The sequence below is a fragment of the Limnoglobus roseus genome, assembly GCF_008254045.1.
Lineage (GTDB): Bacteria > Planctomycetota > Planctomycetia > Gemmatales > Gemmataceae > Limnoglobus > Limnoglobus roseus.
In genome coordinates, this window is sequence record NZ_CP042425.1 from 6,926,737 (window position 1) to 6,950,047 (window position 23,311).

The window sequence follows — 23,311 nt, forward strand, 5'->3', positions numbered from 1 at the left end:
CAAGGAGCCATCTCATTCAACCGATAATGCCGCGGCCAACCCTACCCGCCGCTCCCCAACCGGCCGCCTTCAAACGAGCCGTGCAGACAATATTCGCCTGGGTCAACGTCCTCCCCTTCTTGGCGATTCACGTCGCCTGCGTCTCGGTGTTCTTCGTCGAGTTCCACTGGTGGGCGGTCGCCCTGTTCGCCGTCACGTACAGCCTGCGGGTCTGGGGATTGACGGCCGGGTTCCACCGGTACTTCGCCCACCGTGCGTACAAGACGTCTCGCTGGTTCCAGTTCGTCATCGCCACGTGCGGGTCGGCGGCTCTCCAAAAGGGACCGATGTGGTGGGCCGGCGAACACCGCCAGCACCACCGGCACTCCGACCAAGACGGCGACCCGCACTCGCCGATCAAGAAGTCGGTCTTCTGGGCGCACATCGGCTGGGTCATCGACCGCAACAACGGCGACACCGACTGGCACGAGATGAAGGACTGGACGAAGTATCCGGAACTGGCGTGGCTCGACCGCTTCCACTGGGTGCCGCCGGCGCTGCTCGGCTTCGCGTGTTGGTACTTCGGTGGGGCGACGGGGCTGGTCTGGGGCTTCGTCCTCAGCACGGTGGCCGTGTACCACGTCACCTTCTGCGTGAACTCGGTCTGTCACCTGTTCGGCTACCGCCGCTTCGAGACGACCGACCACAGCCGGAACAACTGGCTGATCGCTCTCTTGACCTTCGGCGAAGGCTGGCACAACAACCACCACCACTATCAAAGCAGTGCCCGCCAGGGCTTCGCGTGGTACGAGGTGGACGTCTCGTACTACTCGCTCAAGATGCTGTCGTGGTTCGGGCTGGTTTGGGACGTGCGTGAACCGACGGCTCGGGCGAAGCAAAAGAACCTGATCGGGGCCAAGCCGGCCGCGCAAGTCGTGCAGGGCCAACTGCCGACCGTCGAGCAAGAGTCGGTGAAGGAAACGCCGGTCGCGGGTTGAGCCGCGACTGAAGACGATATGACGACGGCATGGGGATGACCCGTGCCGTTTTCGTTTTCCGGCCTGTAGAGAGTGCTATAGCCTGGTGATCAAGTAATACGGAAAACCAGCTCAAGCGATCGGCGAGCCTTCACGCAACGCAGAAGGCGAACTCACGGTCGGCAAAGACCTCGCGGCGTTCAGGACAAGCATCCCGATGAGAAGCATCGTGATGTAGCTGATAATCACGAGTTGCGTCTGCCACGCGCTCGCATTTTCGGCTGCTCGCCACCGTTCAGAAAGGTCTTCTTGCAGTCGTGTGTGATATTCGCTGGAGGGCAACTCCGATGTTGGCCTATTCTCGCTCAACGCGATCATTCGGTTGTTTTTCGTGATGTTGACGCGGCCATTAATAATCGCGGCGATAGTCCCGACTAGGATTAAAGCGAAACCGGCCAAACGGAGTTTGCGATCTGCAGTCATCTGCCATCCCTTTGAAATCAACGTCGGTTACTTCTTCCCCTTCTTCTCGGCCTCGGCCTTTAACTTCGCCTCGTATTCCTTGATGTACTTCTCCGGCTCGTCCTTGAAGGCGTCGCGGCAGCCCGAACAGCAGACGTAATACGTCTTCCCGCCGTGCGTGACGCGCATCGTGCCGGTCCCGCCGCTGACGACGCATTCCGGGCCTTTCGGCACGTCCGCGAAACTCTCGCCTTCCTTCGTCTCGCCGACCTGGAATTGACGCGCGAACGATGCCGCCGCGGTCGGTTTCGAGTCCAGGCGGTAGAGGTAGCGGTTGGAGTGCAATAGCGTGAACACGAGCCGCTCGGTGGTCTTCGCCGTGTCGTCGGTGCGGTCGAGCGTGAGAACCTGTTCCTTCCCCTTGCCCGGGGTTAACGGCCCCTGGAAGGTGAGCGACTTCTTATCGGTGGTCGTGACCTCGAAGGTGTACGCCTTCTTGTCGGCGAGGTACCGCAGGTCGCCGGTCTTGTAGTGCGGGCTTTTGTCGAAGGTGGCCGTCAGCCACACGTCGTCGCCCTTGAAGTGCCACTCCCACGCGACCGTTTCCGACCAGAACTCTTTCGGCTTGCCACCCGCCGTATCCGGGATTCCGGTCCCCTTCCACTTGCCGACGAACAGGTTGAACGGCTTCAACGCTTCTTTCGCGTTCGCCGGTGCGGGATCGGCCGCCGGAGTAACGAAGAGACACGCCAGCGCGAGTGTCAGCGATCCCATGAGAAAACCTCGGAACGGGGCGGGGATGCGGATACGACGTTGCTCGACGCCGTCGGTTTCAGGCGTGGGTGTGCTGCCGCTTGAAGTGCTCGGCCACCTTCTCCATCGGCACGTGCCAGCCGCAGTCGTCGCACGGCGGGATCGTGGGGTAGCATTTCAGGCAGTAGAGCGGCCCGCCGTGCAGGAACTGCTCGATCCGCTTCTTCTCGCCGCCGCTCAGGCCGTCCGCGTTCATCGGGAAACTGACCGGCGTCTTACACTTCTCGCACGGTTTCTGGTTCTGGTGCTCGATGACGGGCTTGAAGTGGTCGTGGACGCCCCGCGCGACGACGCCGGTGCCGACGCACAGCGGGCAGGTCATGCCGAACTGCGCGAGGATCGCCTTGCGGATGAAGTCACTCTTGTTCGGCAGGTTGTCGAGGAACTCGGCCAACTCTTCTTCGACCTTGAACGCCACGATCTGGGATTTCGAGGTCTTCTGCGGTTTCCGCGCCATGAATGGGGTCCCGTCCGCTGGTGTGTGTACTGCAATCGTAAGCGGTGGGCCGTCGGTTCGCAACGGTCAGGGGGCGTGCGGTGTGCAAAAAAACACTCGACCGGCCGTTTCCGGTCGCGCGAGCGCAACAGGAAAGGCCGGTCGAGTCGTTGAACCTATGGGGTTCTTAGTTCTTCTTCTTGCCGCCGACCATCTTGATTTCGGTGACGGTGTCCTTTTCGACGGTCACTTCGAGCTTGCCCTTGCCTTCCTTCATCTTGCCGAGCGACTCGATGCCCTTGTCGTTCGGCACGTCCTTGTCGCCGCGCTTGAAGGTCGTCTTGTCGGTGACCTTCAGGACCTTTTCCTTGTCGCCGTCCTTGACGGTCAGTTCCTTCTTGTCGGCGTCGTACTTGACGAACGCGACTTCGCCAGCGATGAGGAGGCCGAACGAGCAAGCGAGGGCGGCCAGGGCCAGAGCAAACTTACGCATGGGTGAACCCTTAACAAGAGAACGGGGGTGTGATCCTTACCGCCGCGACACCCCGTCGAGCGGGAGAGGATCAAGAGTCGGAATCCGGTGCGGAGGATTCCACACAGTCTGGTTAGAGGCAGGTGGTGAGAAGTCAATGAGTAACTCTCGCCTCGCCTTTCGCCACCGACTCACGATATGATGAACCCACCTCCCGTCGTTCTGTTCCGCGACAATCCGAAATTTCGCATGAACAACACCCGCTCACTCCCGCGACACGTCCGGCCGTTTCTGCTCTCCTTCGGCCTCCTTCTGTTGACCGTCGTCGTTGGCATCAACGGCCAGGGGCAGATCGTTCCGAAGAAGACCGACAAGAAGGGCGAGAAGGAATCGCCCGCCGTCCCCGGCGGCACCGGAGCCTACGCCGAGGTCGAAGACCCGAAGGCGAAGAAGGTTCGCGAGAGCATTCCCATCGACGACGAAGCGCCGGTCGTGTTCCTACCGAAGGGGGCGTACTACGTCCGCATCGAAGACCTCGCTCGTGCCGCCGCCGACACGCCTTCGCCGCCACTGCGGGCACTGCTCCTCCGGTACGTCGTCGCGTTCGACCGCATCACCGACTTCCAGGACAAGGCTCAACGAGTGACGCCGATCCCGGCCTTCCGCCTTGGCAAGATTCCGCCGGTCTTCGGCGTCTTCGACCTCGACGATCGTAACCAACCGGCGGCGCTCCGCCGCATGGAATCGACGAAGGTCCGCAAGATCGAGCACTACGAGGAACTGATCGTTGAAGAAGCCGAACGGCTGGTGAACGCGAAGCTCTTGGAGCCGCCGGGGGTCGAACGCAAGGATCGTGTCGAGGCGGCCGAGCAACTGTTGGCCGGGGCGCTGCTCTTTCACGACGCGGCCCGCGACCAGAGCAAGCGAAAGGGGATCGGCTGGGAGCAGGTGCGGGCGAAGGTCGCCGACACGCTCTCGGCCGTCCGTCTCACGCGGCTGAAGTTGGCGTCTGAGCGGAAGGACTGGGCGCTCGTGCGGTCGCTCGGCAGTCGGATGACGAGCCTTTACCCGAACAACCTCAAGTTGCTCGAAGAGGTCTTCACCGCCCGGCTCGCGGAAGCGCTACTGGCCGCGACGGAGTCGGAGAAGCCGGCCGAGTTGGAGAATGCCCGCGACCTGCTCTCCGAATTCGAAAGCCGCTTCCCCGGCAGCAAGAGCGAGACGGCCGAGAGCATCCGCGAGGCACTGAAGGAGAAGGCGAAGAACCTCTTCGAGCAGGCGTCGGTTGCCCTGCGGCAGAACGACCAAAAGCGGGCGCAGCAACTCATCCGCACCGTGGAGACGATCGACCCCGGCCACGCGGGCTTGCGCGACTTGCAGGGGCAACTGACCGGGGCGTACAGCGTCCTGTACGTCGGTGCCCGCCACCTGCCGGAGCGGATGACGCCCCTGACGGCCCGCTTCCCCAGCGAGCGGCAGGCCGTGGACTTGATTTTCGAGCCGTTGCTCGAAGCCCTTCCCGACGACAGCTACGGGGTGAAGTACCGCCCGGTGTTGGCGAACGCGATGCCGACGGCGGCGGGGCTGTCCCGCGACTTCACGCTCGTGAAGACGGCCGAGTGGGCCGGCCTCGGGCGGGAGTACCTCGACGCCACCGACGTGGCCGGCACCCTGAAGGCGGTCCGCGACAAGTACCGACACACGTGGGTGGGCGAGTACGTCGACTGGATGCCGGACCCGGTGCGGGTCGAGGACCACACCCGCCTGCGGATCAACTTCGCGAGCGGCCACCCGTTCCCGCTGGCGATGATGACCACGAAAGTTCTGCCGGCCCGGTGGCTCACGGCCGAGAACAAGCAACTCGACGACCTGGTGTTCGCCCTGAAGCCGGTCGGCACGGGGCCGTTCCGGTTCGTCGGCAAGGGGCAACCCACCGACGGGCCGACCGAAGTCGTGTTCGCCGCGAACCCGACGTTCGCCCGCCGTGCCGGCCGCATCGGGCAGCCGTTCATTAAGGAGGTCCACTTCGTGGATCTGGCGAAGGTCGCCGACCCCGCCGCGCTGTTCCGCTCCGGGCAACTCCACTTCCTGCCCGACGTGCCGACCGGCGAGTTGGCGAAGTTCACCGCCCCGGCCGCAAAGTTGAAGGGGCAGGTCGATGTCGTGACGACGGAATCGAACCGCCGCATCTACATGCTCGCGATCAACCACCAGCGGCCGGAACTGAACAGCGTGGCCCTGCGACGGGGGCTGGCCCACGCCATCGACCGCGAGGAGATTCTGGACAAGGTCTACCGTGCGGGGTTCTCGCAGTTCCACAAGGCGCTCGTCGGCCCGTTCCCGCCGAACTCGTGGCCGATCCCGAAAGTGGCCGGCTCGGTCCCACCGCCGTTGTTCGACTCCAGCCTCGCGCAAGCCAAGATGTCCGAGTACGCCGTCCGCGGCGGCGAGAAGACACTGACGCTGCTGTACTCCACCGACGACGCCCGGTCCCGCTTCGCGTGCGAGATGGTGCGCAAGCAAATCGAAACGGCCACCGCCACCGCCGTGAGCATTAAGATCGCGCTCGAAGGACTGCCGGCGGTCGTTTTCCACAAGCGTGTGTACGAGGACCGCGACTTCGAGTTGGCCTACGTGCCGTTCGAGTACCGCGACGACTGGTACCCCTACGGCCTCGGGTTCCTCCTCGACCCGGAAGCGCAGTCGCAAGGGGGCCGAAATTTCATGCGGTACCCGCCGCGGACCGTGTCCCCGAGTCGCGAGGACAAACTCCTCGGCCAGCAACTCGAAGAAATTCGCCACCACGCCGACTTCACCGGCAAACTCTCACCGCAGGCGCAGCGGCTGCAACTGCGGTTCGTGGAGGCGATGCCGTTCATTCCGCTGTGGCAACTCGACCGGCACATGGTCGTTTCCACGAAATTGAAGTTCTACCTCGACGACACGGGCGAAGCACTGAACCCGAAATGGCTCGCACCGGATCACGCCTTCGCCGGTGTTGCCAGATGGAAACTCCAGGATTGACACCGACCACATCTCCGACACTTCCGCCGGCATTTTCCGCGCACCTTCGCGAGAACCAGGCATTCTGATCGGGACGGTGTTCTAGACTTCGGAATTAGTCCCCGGTCAGTGCGTTTGGACGGTAATTCGTCATGCCAACAGTTGCGAATCGCAGTGAATTTTTGTCGCTCTTGGCAGAAAGCAAACTCGTGGATGAAGACGTGTTAACACGCCTTCGCACCACGGCGGACCTGCCGGACAATTCCGGCGAGTGCGCCGAGCAACTCATCCAGCAGGGCGTCCTCACGCGCTTCCAATCGAAACAATTGCTCGCCGGTAAGTTCCGGGGCTTCGTGCTCGGGCCGTACCGCCTGTTGGACCAGATCGGCAAGGGCGGGATGGGCACCGTCTACCTCGGCGAGCACGCGACGCTCAAACGGCGGGTGGCGGTGAAGGTGCTGGCCCGCGAACTGGCGGAGAACAAAATCTCGGTCGAGCGGTTCTTGCGGGAAGCCCGCTCCGCGTCGGCCCTGACGCACGGGAACATCGTCCGCGTCCACCACGTCGGGCAGGCGGTCGGCACGCACTACATCGTCATGGAGTATGTCGACGGCGTCACGCTCGAACAGGTCGTGGACCGCAAGGGGCCGTTCAGCGCGACGGAAGCCGCTCAGATCGCGGTTCAGGCGGCGGCCGGGTTGCAACACGCCCACGAGCGCGGCTTCGTCCACCGGGACATCAAGCCCGAGAACCTGATGATTACCAAGAACGGGACCGTCAAGGTCCTCGACATGGGGCTGACCAAGTCCATCCAGAGTTCCTCCGACAACCTCACCGGCGTGCTGAACTCGAAGGCCATCCTCGGCACCATCGACTACCTCTCGCCGGAACAAGGGCTGCAATCGGACGTGGACGCCCGCAGTGACATCTACAGCCTCGGCGCGACTCTCTTCACGCTGCTCACCGGCCACTCGCCCTACGACGGCGTCCCGGCTCAGCAAAAGCTGATGCAGCACCAGTTCGGGAAGGTGCCGTTGCTCTCCGAGTTTCGGTCCGACCTGCCCGAAGGGCTGACGGCCGTCGTGGCAAAGATGATGGCCAAACAACCCGGCGAGCGATTCCAGACGGTGGCGGAAGTGGCCGACGCGCTCATGCCGTGGACCGCGGACGGTGGCCGGTCGGCGAACATCACCTTGCCGAGTCGGGTGATGGCGAACCCGAACGCGGCGAACCAGTCGCAGACGCCGACGATCCGCGACGCGGCCGGCAAAACATCGAGCGACGTCCCGCCGCAACCGGCTCAACCGCCCGCCGCCCCAAAGGTCAAAGGCGATTTCGAAGAGTTGTTCGTCGTCGGCTCGCCACGGCCCGTCGTCGCCCGGCCGGGGATTCCGCCTAAGGTCTGGGGGCTTCTCGTCATCTTGGGCGTGTCCATCGGCCTCGGGGCCGCCATCGCCGCGTTCTTGTTGGGCTGAGACCCCGGACGGGGCGTAAAAAAACCTTGTCGCCGTTAAGGTGACAAGGTTCGATGATCCGGACGAATCTCGCCGTTACTTCTTCTTCCCGTTGATCGACTTCATCGCCTCGCCGGCGGCCTTTGCCAACTTGCTCTTCTTGTCCTCGGACTTCTGAACTTCCCGCAGCGAAGACACGGCTTCCTTCGCCTTATCGCCCATCGCGGCCAAACCTTGAGCGGCCGCGATCTTGACGGCTTCTTCCTTGTCGTTCTTGAGCAAGTTCACCAGGGCCGGCACCGCGTCCTTCGGATCGGGGTCCACGCGGCCGTAGGCGAGCGCACCGGCCTTGCGGACGTCGGCGTTCTTGTCATCGAGCGACTTCGCGATCTCCGGCAGGGCCGGCTCGACGAGCGATTTCATGATCTGGCCGAGCTTGCCGAGTTCTTCCAGGGCTTCCGCCCGCTTCTTCGGGTCTTTGCTCGTTTTGAGCTGCTCGGTGTACTTTTTCGCGTCCTCTGCCTTGTTGGCCGAGACGAACGATTCCGTGGCGATTAGGCCGCACACGCCGAGGACGAACAGGCCGACCGAAGACGCTCTCATGACACGCCGAAGGGACATTGGAAAGGCTCCAGGGAAAGGAGGGAATGACGTTGGTAGTTTACAGCACGCCGGAGCGGGCCCGTACATCTAAACCCGCGAACCGGCGTCGGGGTTCCGAACCCCCGTGCCCGTTTGACGGCCCGGGAGAATTTTTCGTTCCCGATCCGCCGCGAAGATGATTCAATGAACCGTACCGCCGACCACACACCTCGACCGTTTCGGGAGCGTCCATGCCGCGCGTCTTCGCCTGCCTGCTCATCCTTTCCGTGCTTCCCGCCGCCGATTGGTCGAGTTGGCGCGGCCCGACTAACGACGGCCGGTCCGCCGACACCGGCTTCCCCCTGACGTGGTCGCCGACCGAAAACGTTAAGTGGAAGACGCCCCTCGCGGGGACCGGCCACTCCTCCCCGGTCGTCGCGAACGGCAAGATTTTCGTGACCGGCTGTGTCGAGAAAGACCGCCGGCGGGTTCTGTACTGCGTGGATCGGAAGTCCGGGTCGATCGCGTGGGAACAGACGGTCCTCACCACATCGAAGCTCGAACGCAAGCACAACTTGAACAGCTTCGCGAGTTCCACCCCGGCCACGGACGGGGAACGGGTGTACCTCACGTTCTACGACGAGCCGCGGGTCCGCGTGTACTGTTACGACACCACCGGGCAGAAGGTCTGGGAGAAGTCGCCGGGCGAGTTCCACTCCCAGCACGGGTTTTGTAGCTCACCGATTCTGTACCAGAATCTTGTGATCGTGAACTGCGACCAGGACGCGGTCGCTTACGTCGTCGCCTTCGACAAGAAGACCGGCGACGAAGTCTGGCGGACCGATCGGCCCAACCGCACACGGTCGTACTGCCCGCCGGTCGTTTTCGAGGCGGCCGGCCGGAAGCAACTCGTGATGACCGGCTCGAAGTGCGTGGCCGGCTACGACCCCGACACCGGCAAGCAACTCTGGATCGTGGACGGCCCGACTGAGCAGTTCGTTTCTAGCATGGTGATGTCCGACGGGCTGTTGTTCCTGACGGCCGGCTTCCCCGAATACTGGGTGATGGCGATTCGCCCGGATGGGAACGGGAACGTCACGAAGACCCACGTCGCGTGGTCGAAGAAGAAGGAGGGCGGGTACGTCCCGTCGCCGGTGGCCGACAACGGGCATTTCTTCGTCGTCACCGACGACGGCCTCGGTTCGTGCTGGGAGGCGAAGACCGGCAAACTGATGTGGAAGGAACGCCTCGGCAAGCACTTCAGCGGTTCGACGGTCGCGGCCGAGGGACGGATTTACTTCACCGACGACGCCGGCACGACGTACGTTCTGAAGGCGTCCGACACGTTCGAGATTCTGGCGAAGAACACGCTCGGCGAAAAGTGCTTCACCTCGCCGGCGTTCTCCGACGGCGAGATCCTGTTCCGCGGCGAGAAGCACCTGTTCTGCATTCGAAAATAGGCGAGCGGGGGGCGTCAGCCCCCTGATTCTCGAACGGCAAGGAATAGAATCAGGGGGCTGACGCCCCCCGCTCGCCAAACCGCGGGTGGGTCTACCGGAGGCTGCTGAATGTCGCTCGTGGAATCGTTCCCAGAAATCACCAAGAAGCGCGAGCCGCTCGCCCCGTACACGCACCTGCGAATCGGCGGCATGGCCGACTACCTCGTGCAACCCCGCACCCCGGCGGAACTCGCGGCGGTGCTGAAGTACTGCAAGACGCACCAAGTTCCCTTGCGAATGCTCGGCGGCGGGTACAACTTGCTCATCCGCGACGAGCCAATTTCGGGGGCCGTCGTCCGGTTGCAGGGCGGCGAATTCGCGAAAATCGAAACGACCGGCAACGTCGTCCGGGCCGGTGGCGGCGCGCAGCTCTTCGACCTCATCGCCCACACCGTCAAGGTGGGACTCGGCGGCCTCGAAACGCTCGTGGGCATCCGCGGCAGTGTCGGCGGAAGCGTCCGCTGCAACGTCGGCGACCGAACCGGCGAGATCGGCTCGTCCGTCAAGCGAGTCGCGGTTCTGACCGACGACGGCGTGGAACAGGTCCGCAGCCGCGACGAGTTGGCTTTTACCGATCACGCCAGTGACCTCGACGAGCCGGTGATTTTGTGGGTGGAATTCAGCCTCGACCGCGAGTCGCCGGACAGTTTATTGAAGCGGATGCGCCGAATGTGGGTGCAACGGCAAGCGACCGAGCCCCTCAGCTTCCAGGCCGGCGTGCGAATGTTCCGCAACCCGCCGGGCGGGTCGGCGTCTACCTTGGTGGACCGGTTGGGGCTTGCTAAGCATCGTGTCGGTGGTGCGGAGGTCAGCGAGCGAAATGGAAATTACGCCGTGGCACACCCCGGCACGACGGCGCGTGATATTCTAGGGTTGGTTGACTACGTTCGGGACCGCGTCCGCGAGAAGACGGGCGTGACGCTCGAACGTGAACTTTACATCTGGTAACGATTGCGATGGCCCGGAAAGCGTCGAAGCCGAAGATCAAACCCGCCGCGCCGCGGTGGCGGTTCCCGACGCGATCGACTGCCGCCACGACGGTTTGCCTCCTCGCAATCGCAGCCGTCGTCGGGGTCGGCCTTTCCGCCGCGACTGCAATCGAACACCGTTCGCGGTTTACACTGCCGTTAACAGCCCTCGACTTCGACGTTCCGCCGTGGGTCGAGCGAGACAGCTTCCTGGCCGAAGTCCGCTACCTCGGCGACCTGCCCGACACGTTCAACGGTTATGACAGCGCGGCGACGAACCGCATCCGCGCCGCCCTTGCGAAACACCCATCGGTTGAAGCGGTCGATGGCGGGGTTACAACCGTGGGCCGTCGGTACACCCTGACGGTCGTGTTCCGTCAGCCGATTCTGCGGGTGATGACGGTCACGAACGGTTCGCCCGTTCCGCGGATGGTCGACGCCTACGGCGTGCTGCTGCCCGACGGGAAAATGGTCGATGATCTCCCGGAATTGTCCGGCGTCGCGTGGGACACCGCTACCGTGAAGCGGGCGGCAGAGTTGGCCCGGCAGTTTCGGCCGATGACCCTGGTCAAGACGGACAACGGCTGGCGGATCACCGAACGGACCGGCCGCGTGCTGGTCGTCGGGTGGTGAGGCGGAACACTCCGGCAGGTACGGACATGGCTGACTCCTCCATTCGCCTGAAAATCCGCGACGACCGCTTCGCCACTATCACGTTCGATTCGGCCGGCCGGTCCACGAACCTGCTCACCCTCGACGTGTGGCGCGACTTCGAGAAGGCTCTGCTCCTGCTCGAACGCCAGACCGAGATTCGGGGCGTGATTCTCAAGAGCGGCAAGGCGGACGTGTTCATCGCCGGGGCCGATCTGAAGTTGCTCGCCGATGCCGCCCCGCAGGATCCGCGGGTGAAGGCCGTTCTCGACCTCGGCCGGCGGGTGCTCCTGCAACTCGAAGCGTTGCCCTTCCCGACGTGTGCCATCATCGACGGCCCGGCCCTCGGCGGCGGTCTCGAAGTGGCGCTGGCCTGCGACGTGCTTTTGCTCGGCTCGAACCGCAAGGTCGAAGTCGGCTTGCCCGAAGTGAACTTCGGCCTGATCCCCGGCTGGGGCGGAACCCAGCGGTTGCCGCGGGTCGTCGGATTGCCGGTCGCCGCCGACTTGCTCACCACGGGGCGGACCCTGAACGCAATGCAGGCAGCGGAAGTCGAACTCGGAATCGGGCCGATCAATTCCGACGACCTCTTCCCGTCGGCCATGAAGGTGCTGTTGATCGACGGTTGGCCCGCCGTCCGGCGGCAGAAGCAGGAGTGGGTTCCCGCCGCCGCCCGGGGGGAATTCCGACCCGCCAGCCTGAACCTGTCCCTCGCGGCCCGCGAGGCACTCACCACGATGATCGCGGGGGCCGAGTTGACGCTCGAACAGGCCCTGGCACGCGAGGCCGAGTGTTTCTTACGACTGGCGGGATCGACCGAGTCGCGGAAACTCATCGCCAATTTCTTCGCGGCGCGGCAGCCAGCGTTCAATCACTCACAAGATCGCGCCTGACGCCGCCCGCCGTTGCACGCCCTGGAGGAACGGCCGAAGCGTCGCCTCCGGGTATAACAACCACGAGTAGTCGCGACGTTGCAAGACGCGGTTCGCCGACTGTTCCTCGCGTAGACTCTTCAACTTCGCCTCCGCTGTCGAGAGCTGATCCTGCACGAGCGGCCGCAACCCTTCTGCGAGTATTCGGAAATCTCGGTACTGCTGGCGGCGGCCAGAGTGGTCGGGTGGCCGCCGCTCCCGCAGATGAAGATGGGCCACAGGTTCGCACTCCGCCAGATGGCGGTGCGGGTTCCAGTGAATGTCCCGCACGAGTCGCGTCTGCCGCGTCACGTCGTCGGCCGTCGCCGCGAAGTGCGGCAGCGGCAACAGCAACGTCGCCGAGACGACTTGGAAGACCGGCGGTTCGAGGTCGAAGTAATCGCGGATGATCTGATCCGTCACCTCGTCGTATTTCCCGCCGCCGATGCCGTGGAGGAAGAAGTCGCCGACGCAGAGTCGTGCGAACAGCGTCAGCGTGAGCGCCCGCGGCCGCAATTGTTCCGACGGCGTGGCGGCCGTCGCCCGCTCACGGTGTTGGCCGACCACCCGCCAGAAGGGGACTTCGTCATCCGCGAGATCGGGGACGGGGTGCGTGCGGCTTCGCAAACTGTGGAGCACGCGGTAGCCTCGCACGGCGGCGTTGTACGCCTTGCGAAACCGCCCATGGTCGTGCCGCAGGTGGCGGGCGAAGTGCTGAAACGCCTGCGTGCGGCAGAGGCGGCTCACTGCGAGTTCGAGGTTGTCACAGCCCCAGGATTGCTCGAACGATCGCCGGGCTGCCGTGAACCGTTCGGCCAGCGTCGTGCCGCTCATGCGCGACCAGGCTTGCGGCAGGATCGGCTCGTAAGGCCAAACTCGCGTTCCTTCCGCGACACGCTCCGGCACAGCGCGGAAGGCAGCTTCGTCCGAAGGCGAGAGTGTTTCCCAGATTTGTTCACCGCGGACGGGCGCGACGTGGACGGCCGCCGGCCGAACGCGAGTTGCCTCCCAGCGGTCCCAGGAGGGGAACTTGAGGTCGGCCGATTTGACCGTGTCGTTATCAACGGTCAGGTTGAGCGATCGGCCGCCGAGGCATTGTGCCAGGCCGGCGGCGGCGAAGTTCTTGACCCACACGCCGGGGTGGAACGGTTCTGGCTGGTGGCCGGTCACAATCAGAGGCTTCGAATCGACCGAACCGAGGATTTCCCGCCGGGCGAGTTGGCGAATGTCGTGGAGCGGAACGCCGTCGATCTGAACGCGGTCGGTGTCGAGCCGTCGCCGGTTCTGCTCGACAAGATCGGGTAGTGCGTCGAACGAAGGCTCGGCTAGCACCGCCCGGTCGCGGGCGGGCGTCCGCAACCGCCGGTGCGAGAGAGTCACGCCAACTCCGAGCAACAGCCGACCTGCGCCTCGCACTCCTGATCGGCCGCCTCGATCACCGTGCGGTAGTACGCCAGCCGTTCCGTCGGGTCGTTCAACACGCCGCCGAACGCCCGCGACGGATCGAGGTAAACCCTCGGCACCCCGATCTCGGTAACTTTAAGCCCGGCCTTCGCCGCCTGCACCCAAACTTGGAGCGGCATCCCCCAGCCGGTTTCCGTCACGCGGAACTGGCGGAGGGCATTCAGACGGTACGCCTTGAACCCGCAGAAAGCGTCGGTGATGTTCAGGCCGTACCGCTCGTTCAGTTCGCGGGTGATCGTGGCGTTGATGTACCGCCGGTCCGAAGGGGCCGGCGTGTCGGTGCGGAAATCGCGGAGGTAGCGGCTGCCGGAAACGATGTCCGCGCCGCCGACCTGTTCGAGCAGCACCGGGATGCGGTCCGGCTGGTGCTGGCCGTCGCAGTCCATCGTCACGAGCACGTCGTAGGCGTGCGTGCGGGCGAAGTCGAACGCACTCTCAAGGGCCGCCCCGTAGCCGCGGTTCCGCGGGTGGGCGATGCGGAGGATGCCCTCTTCCTGGTCGAGCAACTTCGCGGTCCCGTCCGTGGAGCCGTCATCGACGACCAAGATTTCCGGCGCGTACTCGCGGACCTGCGTCAGCACGTCGCGGACGCTCTTGGCTTCGTTGTAAATCGGGATCGCGGTGAGCCATCGCATGTCAGGCCACCTTTCTCGTTGAGAGAGTCGGGAACCGTCGGTGCATTCTAGGCGAGGCAGGCAAGGTTCGACAAATGCTCTTGCCGTCGCATGTTCCTCGGATACCCGACGGGGCGTGGGGACTTACACGTTTTCCCGTTTCTGATGGCCCTCGGGCGGGCGGCGTGTTACGAATAGGGGAAGCCCGGAGGGGCGACCATGAGATGGATCGCGGTTCCGCTGACATTCTTTCTCTTCGGCCTGCCGGCCACGGCCCAAGTGTTTGTCGGAGGAATTCCCCGACCAGCCGGTTTCCCGCACTATCGGGTGACCGGCTTCGCCACCGGCAGCCCGATCTACCCGTGGGCCGTTCGGCCGTGGGGCTTCTTCGCCCCGGTGCCAATCCTCATCGTTCCGCAACCCGTCTTGATCGTCCCAGTCGCCAACGGCCTCCCGGGGTTGATCGCCCCGGAACCGCCGCCCGCAGAGGTGCGACCGGCGGCGAACTGGCTCGTCATACGCCCGGAGAAAGTGCCTGCGTTCCCCATCGTCGCCCGGCCCGACCTGAACCCGGCCGCCCCGCCCGCTGCCGCCGGGGACCGGAACGCGAACCCGAAGCTCGAAGCGGCCCGTCAGCTTCGCTTGGCCCAGGCCGCCTTCACCGCCGACGAGTACGGCCGCGCGGTCGAGCGACTCAACGAGGCAATTAAGGTGCGGCCGGACGAGCCGTTGAGTTACTTCCTTCTCGCCCAGGTCCGCTTCGCCCGCGGCGAGTACGCCGAGGCCGTGGCAGGCATTCACGACGGCCTGAAACTCGCCCCGGACTGGCCGGCGTCCGCGTTCACGCCGAAGCCGCTCTACGCCGTCCCGGCGAAGTTCGACGCCCATCTCAACGACCTCCGAGCCGCCATCGCCGACCAACCTGACGACGTGACGCTGCAATTCTTGCTCGCGCACCAACTCTGGTTCACCGGCGGCCGGGACGAGGCGCGGAAAATCTTCCGCCGGTTGCTCCCGCTGCTGAAAGAGAAGACTCTCGTGGAAGCGTATCTGAACGTAGCCGACGCGCGGCTGGTGAAGAAGTGACGTCTACTCGTACTTATCCATCTCCGAACCGGTCGGAGCCCTGCCGGCTGGAGCCTTCGGGAGTTTGAGCGGCAACGATGGCCAGCGGACGATCTTCCACCCGTCGCGTTGCCGAGGATCGACGAACTCCGCCTCGTCCACGCCGTCCTTGGGGTTGATCCGCCACTTCCGGACGTCGTACCGGATAGTCCGCTGTCCGTAATCCTGCGAGTACACAATGACCCGCGGCATGTTGCGGGGCACTTCCGGCGTGTCTGCGTTCATTACCACGACCAACCCTCTCAGCGATGTGTCGAAGAGAGCTGGCTTCCACGGTTGCCGCTTGGGGGTCATTGAAAGATGGGTGTACCACTGCTCGTGTCGGTCGATGCCGAGCCGGACCGTGTCGTCCGCTCGGTCGCGGTTCAACAGCACAGTCATGGGGAAGAAGTGTTGCGTCAGGAAGCGTTGCGGGTCGTCCGGTGTGTACTCCCAGAACTGCTTGGCTTTTGTATCGAGGTCGTAGATTTTTCGGTCGAGTAGCAACCCGAGGAATTCTGGCCCGGGTTCCGCCATCGCAACCCGGAAACTGGCGGACCAACGGCCGTCCTTGCCGCGGAGCAGACAGAACGTCCCCTTACCCCGTTCCGTTCGCCGCCGAATGAGTTCGGATCGTTCGTAGTCGAACTCGACGACCAGCGACGACATGCCCTTTTGAGCTTGCGCCCAACTGCTGTAGATGTCTTCTAACCGGGCCGTTTGAATCAGCGAGTTGAAGCCGAGGAAAAGTGACGCCGCGAGCATTCGTTCTCCTCCGTTGGATCGCGGAGAGAATAACGCCGATGCCGCCAGGAAAGAAGCCCGAAAGCCCAGGCACGGCTGTGCCTGGGCTTTCGCCCATTCAGTTGACCTGTTCCAGTTTCATGTGGCAGTTCTTGTACTTCTTGCCGCTGCCGCACGGGCACGGGTCGTTGCGGCCGACCTTCTGGCCCTGGTTGCGAATCGTCTCGACCTTCTTGACCTCGCCACCGCCTGCGTTGGCCGCCGCTTCCACTTGGGCGGCTTGCTCCGCGGAAACTTGGGCGGCCCGGGACTTCAGGGCGCTCTCGGCCTGCCGGTGAACGGCCATCGCCCCTTCGAAGTACGCGCTCTGGACCTGATCCTCGCCCACGTCTTCCATCTTGAAGACCATCTTCGTCGTCTTCTCGTTGATGCCGTCCCACATCATCTCGAAGAGCTTCATGCCCTCCTTCTTGTAGACGATCTTCGGGTCCTCTTGGGCGTACCCGGCAAGGCCGACGGTGCTGCGGAGGTGGTCCATCGTCAGCAGGTGGCTCTTCCAGGCACTGTCGAGTTCGTCCAGAACCAGCCGCCGTTCCATGTGGTGCATTTCCGGGCGGTAGGCTTCGTCGTAAGCGTTCAGGAACACGTCGCGGGCCTGCTTCCGGGTGACGCCGGTGAGCTTCGTCGGGTCGAGTTCGAGCTTCAACTCGGCCTTCGCCCACGCGACCAGTTCCGTCGCGTCGCCGGCCTCGGACAGTGTCGCGCCGCTGAAGACTTCGTTCAGGTGCGCGTCGATCTCCGGGTAGTCGGCGGCGGGCATCGCGGCCTTGTTGATCTCCAGCAACTTTTCCTTGACGATCGACCGCGGCTCGGTGCGGAAGACGTCTTCGGACACCTCCGGGTTGCGGAAGCGGTGCATCGTCCAGCCGATCAACTGCTCGCGGTTCGGCCGGCGGTTCGGCGTAGCCCGCTCGGGCAGGTTGGCCGCGAGGCCGACCGTTACGGGGAACTCGATGTCCTTGTGCCGGTACACCTCGCGAATCTTCTTCCGCAACTCGGCCCCGATCTGTTCGCGGTCCTGGTTGGCGAACACCTGGCCGTCGATCGACAGGCCGAACTGCTGCCGGGCCCAGTCGCCGAGCGAGTCGAGGCTGTACTGCCGGTCGAGGTACCGCTGGCCCTCAGACAGGTCCACGGCTTCGACCGCCTTCCTCGCGGCTTCCTGGAAGTACTCGCCGAGGTTCTCCTTGCCGATCTTCTTCAGGTCCGCCACGCCGACCTTCAGGCCGAAGCGGGCCTCGGCTACGCGGGCGAGTTCCTGCCACTTCCAGTCTTTTTGGTCGTCGCCGCCGAGGTTCTCGTCGATGGCCTCCTGGATGTACGTCGGCGACGTGTCCAGCGCCCGGTCGCGGGCCACCTGCACGGCTTCCTCGTAGTTACAGCCGCGGAAGTCGGACGGGTCGAACTCCACGCCGAGGCGGGCGGCGGCAAACTGCGCGAAGCTCGCCTTGCCGTAGTTCTCGTCGGTGTACTCGTCGACCGCGTCGCGGATCTGCGCGTCGAGCATGTCGAGGATCATGATGCGCGGGTTGCCGCCGTCGAGGACGGCTTGCCGGGCGGAATAGGTCCGCTTCCGCTGGGTGTCCATGACCTCGTCGTAGTCGAGGAGGTTCTTCCGCTGGTCGAAGTGATACTCTTCGACCTTCCGCTGGGCCTTCTCGATCTGCCGCGTCAACATGCCGCTCTCGATCGCCTCGCCGTCCTTGAGGCCGATGAGCGGGCTGTTCATGAGGCGGGCCATCCGCTCGCCGCCGAACAGCCGCATGAGTTCGTCGGACAGCGACATGTAGAACCGCGACGACCCGGGGTCGCCCTGCCGACCGGCCCGCCCGCGGAGTTGGTTGTCGATCCGCCGGCTTTCGTGCCGCTCGGTGCCGATGATGTGCAGGCCGCCCATGTCGGCGACCTTGCGGCCCTCCTCCTTCATCTTTTCCTTCGACTCGATGTCGTTGACGGTCTGCTTCCAGACGTCTTCCGGCACTTCGAGCCGCGTCGGGTAGAGCGGGCGGTTGCTCTCGTTCTTGAGGTTCTGGAGCCGTGCCCACGCCATCGTCTCGGCGTTGCCGCCGAGGATGATGTCGGTGCCCCGGCCGGCCATGTTCGTCGAAATCGTGACGGCGTTCACCCGCCCGGCCTGGGCCACAATTTCCGCCTCGCGGCCGACGTGTTCCGGCTTCGCGTTCAGCAGTTCGTGCTTCACCCCGCGGCGCTTCAGCAGGCCGGACAGGTGTTCGCTCTTGGCCACGTCGGTCGTGCCGATGAGGATCGGCCGGCCGGTCTTGCTCGTCTCCACGACCTCGGCCACCACCGCGTCCCACTTGTCTTTCTCGTTCTTGAAGACGAGGTCCGGGTGGTTGACCCGCTGGAGCGGCTTGTTCGTCGGGATGGCGACCACGTCGAGGTCGTAGATTTTTGCGAACTCGCTCGCCTCGGTCATCGCGGTGCCGGTCATGCCGCCGAGTTTCTTGTAGAGCTTGAAGAAGTTCTGGAGCGTCACCGTCGCAAGGGTCTGCGTCTCCTGCTTGATCTTCACCCCGTCGCGACGGTGCTTGGCTTCGACGGCTTGGTGAAGCCCGTCGCTCCACTGCCGGCCGAACATCGCCCGGCCGGTGTTCTCGTCGATGATGATGATGCCGAGGTCGTTGTTCTCGCGCGGGTCTTGCGCGATCATGTAGTGCCGGTCGCGGTGGTACAGGTGGTGCGCCTTGATGCTGTTGTCCAGCAGGTGCGGCCACTCCATGTTGCCGGGCGTGTAGAAGCTTTCCACGCCGGCCAACCGTTCCGCTTCGCGGACGCCCAGGTCGGTCAGGTGGGCCGAGCGGTCCTTCTCCTTGATCTCGAAGTACACGCCGCGGGGCACGTCCTTGACCTTCTCGGGGTCGAGGGTGCCGACGATCGGCAGGCCGTTCCCTTCCGTGCCGGTGAGCGTGGACTGGCCGGACGCCTTCATCTCCTGCCGGGCGGCCTTTTCCAACTCCGTGAGCTTGCGGACGATCTCGTCGGCCTTCTCGTAGTTGTTCACGTCGGTGTAGGCCGGGCCACTGATGATGAGCGGCGTACGGGCCTCGTCGATGAGGATGTTGTCGACTTCGTCGATGACGGCGAAGTTCAACGGCGTCCGCTGCACCTGCCGGTAGAACGGGTCGTACTTTTCGTCGTCAAACCGGGCCGGCTTCATGTTGTCGCGGAGGTAGTCGAAGCCGAACTCGCTGTTGGTGCCGTAGGTGATGTCGCAGTCGTAGGCGTGCCGGCGGCGTTCCGGGTCCATGTCTGACTGGATGTACGCCGCCGAGACGCCGAGCGTCTGGAAGATCGGCAGCATCCACTCGCAGTCGCGGCGGGCGAGGTAGTCGTTGACGGTGATGACGTGAACGCCCTTGCCCGGGAGCGCGTTCAGGTACGCCGGCAGGGTGGCGACGAGCGTCTTCCCTTCGCCCGTGACCATCTCGGAGATGTTGCCCCGGTGCAGGACGACGCCGCCGACCATCTGCACGTCGTAGTGCCGCATCCCCTTCGCCCGCCGGGCGGCTTCCCGACACGCGGCGAACGCCTCGGGAATCAGGTCGTCGAGCTTCGTGCCCGTCTTCAACTTATCGCGCAACTTCGGCGTGATCGCCTTCAGGTCGGCGTCGCTGAGGGCCTTCATCGGCTCTTCGAGCTTGTTGATTTGATCGAGAATCGACCCCGGAACGACGGTGTGCTGGGGAGCATTCTTCGGCCGCGAGTAGCCGATCCCCTTGACCATGCGCTCGTTAGCCGAGCCGAAGAGTCGGGTGACGAAGCCGAGACTGCCTTCGACGAAGCCGTTGAGCTTGTCGCCGATCTTTTCGAGGATACCCGCTTCCACTTTCGTATCGGTCGCCATGAGTCGTGCCTTCGGGCGGTCAGGTGCGTGGGGGATCAGACTATCAGTCTAAGAATCTTGAGGGGAACGGGTCAATACAGACCGCATAACCGGCAAAGTTCTCACTAGTTCTCGTATCGCCTCAAATGCTATCGGACACCCCAGTCGACCAATCTCGCCAAGGTGGCGATGGGCACTGGAAGGATGAACAGTTTTCGTCATGGCCGCGGTCGAGATTCGCCGAAAAGATGCGGCGTCGAGTCCCCGATCCCACAGGAGATTGCCGATGGGCCGCGTCGTTCACTTTGAAATTCACGCCGACAACCTCGAACGGGCAAGCAAGTTCTACACGGAACTCCTCGACTGGAAATTCACCAAGTGGGACGGGCCAATGGAGTATTGGCTCATCACCACGGGTGCAGACTCGAACGTGGGTATCAACGGCGGCCTGATGAAGCGAATGGGGGCGTCGCCGGTCTTGGGGCAGTGCGTGAACTCTTACGTCTGCACGGCCGGAGTGGACAACCTCGACGAAACGCTGGCGAAGGGGCAGTCACTCGGGGCAGCCGTGGCCCTGCCGAAGATGCCCGTCCCCGGCATCGGTTGGCTCGCGTACGTCCACGACACGGAAGGCAACATCCTCGGCCTGATGCAGCGCGACCCGAACGCGAAGTGATTCCGGTTCGCGTCGGCGGGGCCGTTCGGCTATCCTGAGTTCAGGAGGCCAACCAGATGAACGCCCCGCCCGACGCACTGGCATTGTTCCGGGCCGTGCTGGCGAACCCAGCCGACGATACGCCGCGGTTGGTATTCGCCGACTGGCTGGAAGAGACCGGCGAGCCGCACAACGTCGCCTGGGCCGAATACCTGCGGCTGCACACCTGCAGTCAGGGGTGGGCCGTTGATGCGAGGAAAATGGAAGAACTGTCGGCTCCGATCCGTGCGCAACTCCTGATTCGGGCCGAGACATTCATCCGGCATCGGCCATTGCTTTTGGAACTGCTGCCGGCGAAAAACATATCCTTGCGCCTAACAAACTACACGCCCCTGGTCGCCTACTTTGAAATAACGCCGATGTCGATCGCCTTCGAGAATCAGATTGTTCCCTTGATGCTCGCCGGTAACACTCTGTACTTTGCCACCCCAACCCCGACCGATTGCGACCTGCTCAACCGCTTGGGGTTCGTCTTCAACCGCGACATCGTCCTGGTTCGGGCCGGACCTCAGGACGTTGCCGACTGCCTGACGCGCACCTTCGGTGATCCGAGCCAGTACGAATTCTTCGATTCTGTCTTGATCGAACACACCGAGCCGATCATTTTATCCGACTGAACCTCCCCTCTCGTTTCGCCCTCCATTCGGCCAGCGCGTAAGATGGCGACCATGCACGAACTGTTCGACCACACCGCCGACCTCGGGCTGCGGATCACCGCTCCGGACCTGAACGCCCTCTTCGCGGAAGCGGGCGAGTGCCTGTTCTCGGCCGTCGTCGAGGACGTGGCGAGCATCCGCCCGACGACCGCAGCCACCATCGGACTAACCGGCGATGACCGCGAGTTCTTGCTGTTCGACTGGCTGCGTGAACTGCTCATGCAGTTCGAGATGGAACACATGCTGTACGGCCGCTTCGACGTGCAAGTGCGGCCGGACGGTCTGACCGCGACGGCTTGGGGCGAACCCCTTGATCGCGGCCGGCATCACTTGAGTCACGAAGTGAAGGCGATCACCTACCACGAACTGAAGGTCGTCGAAACCGACGGCGGGTGGCTGGCGGAAGTGATCGTAGACATTTAGGAACGGAACGATGAAGGAACGATTTAACGGCCCGCTCGAGCGCGTCGATTCGTGCTGCGTTCGCATCCCGAAGAGTTACAAAGCGGGGATGCGCGTCGACGGCATGATCTTCGCGAACGAGCGGCTGATGGAAGCCATCCGCGAGGGCAACGCGGCCGATCAGGTGGCGAACGTCGCCACGCTGCCGGGCATCCAGGGGGCCAGTCTGGCGATGCCGGACATCCACTGGGGCTACGGCTTCTGCATCGGCGGCGTCTGCGCGACCGACCCGCTGGAAGGCGGCGTTATTTCGCCCGGCGGCGTGGGCTACGACATCAACTGCGGCGTCCGCCTCGTGAAGACGAATCTCTTCTGGAACGAGATCAAGCCGCACGTCCGGGAACTGGTGAAGGCCCTCTTCTACTCCGTGCCGTCGGGCGTCGGCCGCACCGGCAAGTACAAGTTCGACGCGAAGGAAACCCGCCGGCTGATGGGCCAGGGGCCGCAGTTCGTCGTCAACCGCGATTGCGGCGTGCCGAAAGACCTGGAGTACACCGAGGCCAACGGGTTCATCGCCGACGGCGACCCGGACCAGGTGACGGACCACGCCGTCAAGCGCGGCAGCGACCAGTGTGGCACCCTCGGTAGTGGCAACCACTTCATGGAAGTGCAGGTCGTCGATGCCGTCGTTGATGCGGAAGTGGCGAAGGTCTTCGGCCTGGAATTGAATCAAGTGTGCGTGATGATCCACAGCGGCAGCCGCGGCCTCGGCTACCAGGTGTGCGACGACGCGCTCTCGCTGTTCCGCAACCTCGACAAGAAGTACGGCATCGACCTGCCGGACCGCCAGTTGGCGTGCGCCCCGGCCGAGTCGCCGGAGGGGAAGAAGTACATCGCCGCCATGCGGGCGGCCGCCAACTACGGCTTCTGCAACCGGCAACTGCTCATGCAGCAGGCCCGCGAAGTGTTCGCCCACGTCTTCGGCCGCACGTGGCAAGACCTGGAAATGCACCAACTGTACGATGTGGCCCACAACATCGCGAAGCTGGAAGAGCACACCGTGGACGGCAAGAAGAAGAAGGTCTGGGTCCACCGCAAGGGGGCGACACGGGCGTTCCCGGCCGGGCACCCGGAGGTGCCGGAGCAGTTCCGCCACGTCGGGCAGCCGGTCATCATTCCCGGCGACATGGGCCGGGCGTCGTGGGTGTTGGTGGGGGCACCCGGCAGCATGGAAAAGACTTTCGGCACGACCTGCCACGGGGCCGGCCGGGCGATGAGTCGCACGGCCGCGGTGAAGGCGGCCGGCGGGAAGCGGATCGACAAGGAACTCGAATCCCGCGGCGTGATCGCGATGGCGAGCAGCCGCCTCGGTTTGGCCGAGGAGCAGCCAAACGCCTACAAGAACGTCGATCATGTCGTCGAAGTGGTCCACGACGCCGACCTGTCGCGGAAGGTCGCCCGGATGCGGCCCATCGGCGTGATTAAGGGGTAAGGGGGCGGG

21 protein-coding genes are annotated in these 23,311 nt (G+C 64.1%); 12 read left to right on the forward strand and 9 right to left on the reverse strand.

The features are described from left to right. The first annotated feature begins 80 nt into the window (after positions 1-80). A complete protein-coding gene (locus tag PX52LOC_RS29580; protein WP_246173501.1) occupies positions 81-977 on the forward strand; it encodes an acyl-CoA desaturase in 897 nt (298 codons plus the stop codon). A gap of 111 nt (positions 978-1,088) precedes the next feature. Here PX52LOC_RS29580 and PX52LOC_RS29585 read toward each other — a convergent pair whose 3' ends face one another. From PX52LOC_RS29585 to PX52LOC_RS29600, 4 genes are all read right to left on the reverse strand, one after another. Beyond that, the gene (locus PX52LOC_RS29585; protein WP_149113465.1) at positions 1,089-1,439 is read right to left on the reverse strand and encodes a hypothetical protein; all 351 of its coding nucleotides are present in this window, start codon (positions 1,437-1,439) and stop codon (positions 1,089-1,091) included. 27 nt (positions 1,440-1,466) lie between these two features. Next, positions 1,467-2,192, reverse strand: coding sequence for a TRASH domain-containing protein (locus PX52LOC_RS29590; RefSeq protein WP_149113466.1), 726 nt, complete (start codon positions 2,190-2,192; stop codon positions 1,467-1,469). A 58-nt stretch (positions 2,193-2,250) separates the two neighbouring features. Continuing rightward, the gene (locus PX52LOC_RS29595; RefSeq protein ID WP_149113467.1) at positions 2,251-2,688 is read right to left on the reverse strand and encodes a hypothetical protein; all 438 of its coding nucleotides are present in this window, start codon (positions 2,686-2,688) and stop codon (positions 2,251-2,253) included. 166 nt (positions 2,689-2,854) lie between these two features. Further along, on the reverse strand, positions 2,855-3,160 hold the full coding sequence (locus PX52LOC_RS29600) for a hypothetical protein (RefSeq protein WP_149113468.1): 306 nt from the start codon (positions 3,158-3,160) through the stop codon (positions 2,855-2,857). Positions 3,161-3,388: 228 nt separating this feature from the next. On the opposite strand from PX52LOC_RS29600, the gene PX52LOC_RS29605 reads away from it, so the two are divergent. Both PX52LOC_RS29605 and PX52LOC_RS29610 read left to right on the forward strand, forming a co-directional pair. Then, a complete protein-coding gene (locus PX52LOC_RS29605) occupies positions 3,389-6,163 on the forward strand; it encodes an ABC transporter substrate-binding protein (RefSeq protein WP_168219284.1) in 2,775 nt (924 codons plus the stop codon). 200 nt (positions 6,164-6,363) lie between these two features. Continuing rightward, positions 6,364-7,617, forward strand: coding sequence for a serine/threonine-protein kinase (locus PX52LOC_RS29610; RefSeq protein ID WP_168219285.1), 1,254 nt, complete (start codon positions 6,364-6,366; stop codon positions 7,615-7,617). Between the two features lie 75 nt (positions 7,618-7,692). Here the strand turns inward: PX52LOC_RS29610 and PX52LOC_RS29615 are convergent, their stop codons facing one another. Then, positions 7,693-8,217 (reverse strand): HEAT repeat domain-containing protein, encoded by a 525-nt coding sequence (locus tag PX52LOC_RS29615; protein WP_168219286.1) that lies wholly within the window; start codon positions 8,215-8,217, stop codon positions 7,693-7,695. A 212-nt stretch (positions 8,218-8,429) separates the two neighbouring features. On the opposite strand from PX52LOC_RS29615, the gene PX52LOC_RS29620 reads away from it, so the two are divergent. The 4 genes from PX52LOC_RS29620 to PX52LOC_RS29635 all read left to right on the forward strand — a co-directional run bounded on the left by PX52LOC_RS29620 (position 8,430) and on the right by PX52LOC_RS29635 (position 12,189). Continuing rightward, complete coding sequence (locus tag PX52LOC_RS29620) at positions 8,430-9,638, forward strand: PQQ-binding-like beta-propeller repeat protein (protein ID WP_149113472.1); 1,209 nt, start codon at positions 8,430-8,432, stop codon at positions 9,636-9,638. 108 nt (positions 9,639-9,746) lie between these two features. Further along, a complete protein-coding gene (gene murB / locus PX52LOC_RS29625) occupies positions 9,747-10,625 on the forward strand; it encodes a UDP-N-acetylmuramate dehydrogenase (protein WP_149113473.1) in 879 nt (292 codons plus the stop codon). An 8-nt stretch (positions 10,626-10,633) separates the two neighbouring features. Continuing rightward, positions 10,634-11,278: a cell division protein FtsQ/DivIB gene (locus PX52LOC_RS29630; RefSeq protein ID WP_149113474.1), complete on the forward strand. Its 645-nt coding sequence runs from the start codon at positions 10,634-10,636 to the stop codon at positions 11,276-11,278. A gap of 26 nt (positions 11,279-11,304) precedes the next feature. Continuing rightward, positions 11,305-12,189 carry an enoyl-CoA hydratase-related protein gene (locus PX52LOC_RS29635; protein WP_149113475.1) on the forward strand — a complete coding sequence of 295 codons (885 nt, stop codon included), beginning with the start codon at positions 11,305-11,307 and terminating at the stop codon, positions 12,187-12,189. Here the strand turns inward: PX52LOC_RS29635 and PX52LOC_RS29640 are convergent. Both PX52LOC_RS29640 and PX52LOC_RS29645 read right to left on the reverse strand, forming a co-directional pair. Next, positions 12,172-13,587, reverse strand: a complete 1,416-nt coding sequence (locus PX52LOC_RS29640) for a hypothetical protein (RefSeq protein ID WP_149113476.1) — start codon at positions 13,585-13,587, stop codon at positions 12,172-12,174. The two genes, PX52LOC_RS29635 and PX52LOC_RS29640, sit on opposite strands and share 18 nt — an antisense overlap. Further along, entirely contained in the window at positions 13,584-14,306 is a 723-nt protein-coding gene (locus tag PX52LOC_RS29645) for a glycosyltransferase family 2 protein (protein ID WP_149113477.1), read from the reverse strand. Before PX52LOC_RS29645 ends, PX52LOC_RS29640 begins: the two co-directional genes overlap by 4 nt. Before the next feature lie 198 nt (positions 14,307-14,504). On the opposite strand from PX52LOC_RS29645, the gene PX52LOC_RS29650 reads away from it, so the two are divergent. Beyond that, a complete protein-coding gene (locus PX52LOC_RS29650; RefSeq protein WP_149113478.1) occupies positions 14,505-15,371 on the forward strand; it encodes a tetratricopeptide repeat protein in 867 nt (288 codons plus the stop codon). 3 nt (positions 15,372-15,374) lie between these two features. Here the strand turns inward: PX52LOC_RS29650 and PX52LOC_RS29655 are convergent, their stop codons facing one another. Further along, the gene (locus tag PX52LOC_RS29655; protein WP_149113479.1) at positions 15,375-16,154 is read right to left on the reverse strand and encodes a LolA family protein; all 780 of its coding nucleotides are present in this window, start codon (positions 16,152-16,154) and stop codon (positions 15,375-15,377) included. Between the two features lie 97 nt (positions 16,155-16,251). Continuing rightward, a complete protein-coding gene (gene secA, locus PX52LOC_RS29660) occupies positions 16,252-20,058 on the reverse strand; it encodes a preprotein translocase subunit SecA (RefSeq protein WP_149113480.1) in 3,807 nt (1,268 codons plus the stop codon). A gap of 265 nt (positions 20,059-20,323) precedes the next feature. Here secA and PX52LOC_RS29665 point away from each other — a divergent pair, with 265 nt between their 5' ends. The 4 genes from PX52LOC_RS29665 to PX52LOC_RS29680 are packed head-to-tail and all read left to right on the forward strand — an operon-like array spanning position 20,324 to position 23,302. Next, complete coding sequence (locus tag PX52LOC_RS29665) at positions 20,324-20,713, forward strand: VOC family protein (RefSeq protein ID WP_149113481.1); 390 nt, start codon at positions 20,324-20,326, stop codon at positions 20,711-20,713. 56 nt (positions 20,714-20,769) lie between these two features. Beyond that, a complete protein-coding gene (locus PX52LOC_RS29670; protein ID WP_149113482.1) occupies positions 20,770-21,369 on the forward strand; it encodes a TIGR02996 domain-containing protein in 600 nt (199 codons plus the stop codon). 51 nt (positions 21,370-21,420) lie between these two features. Next, positions 21,421-21,831, forward strand: coding sequence for an archease (locus tag PX52LOC_RS29675; protein ID WP_149113483.1), 411 nt, complete (start codon positions 21,421-21,423; stop codon positions 21,829-21,831). 10 nt (positions 21,832-21,841) lie between these two features. After that, the gene (locus PX52LOC_RS29680; protein WP_149113484.1) at positions 21,842-23,302 is read left to right on the forward strand and encodes an RtcB family protein; all 1,461 of its coding nucleotides are present in this window, start codon (positions 21,842-21,844) and stop codon (positions 23,300-23,302) included. Positions 23,303-23,311: the final 9 nt, after the last annotated feature.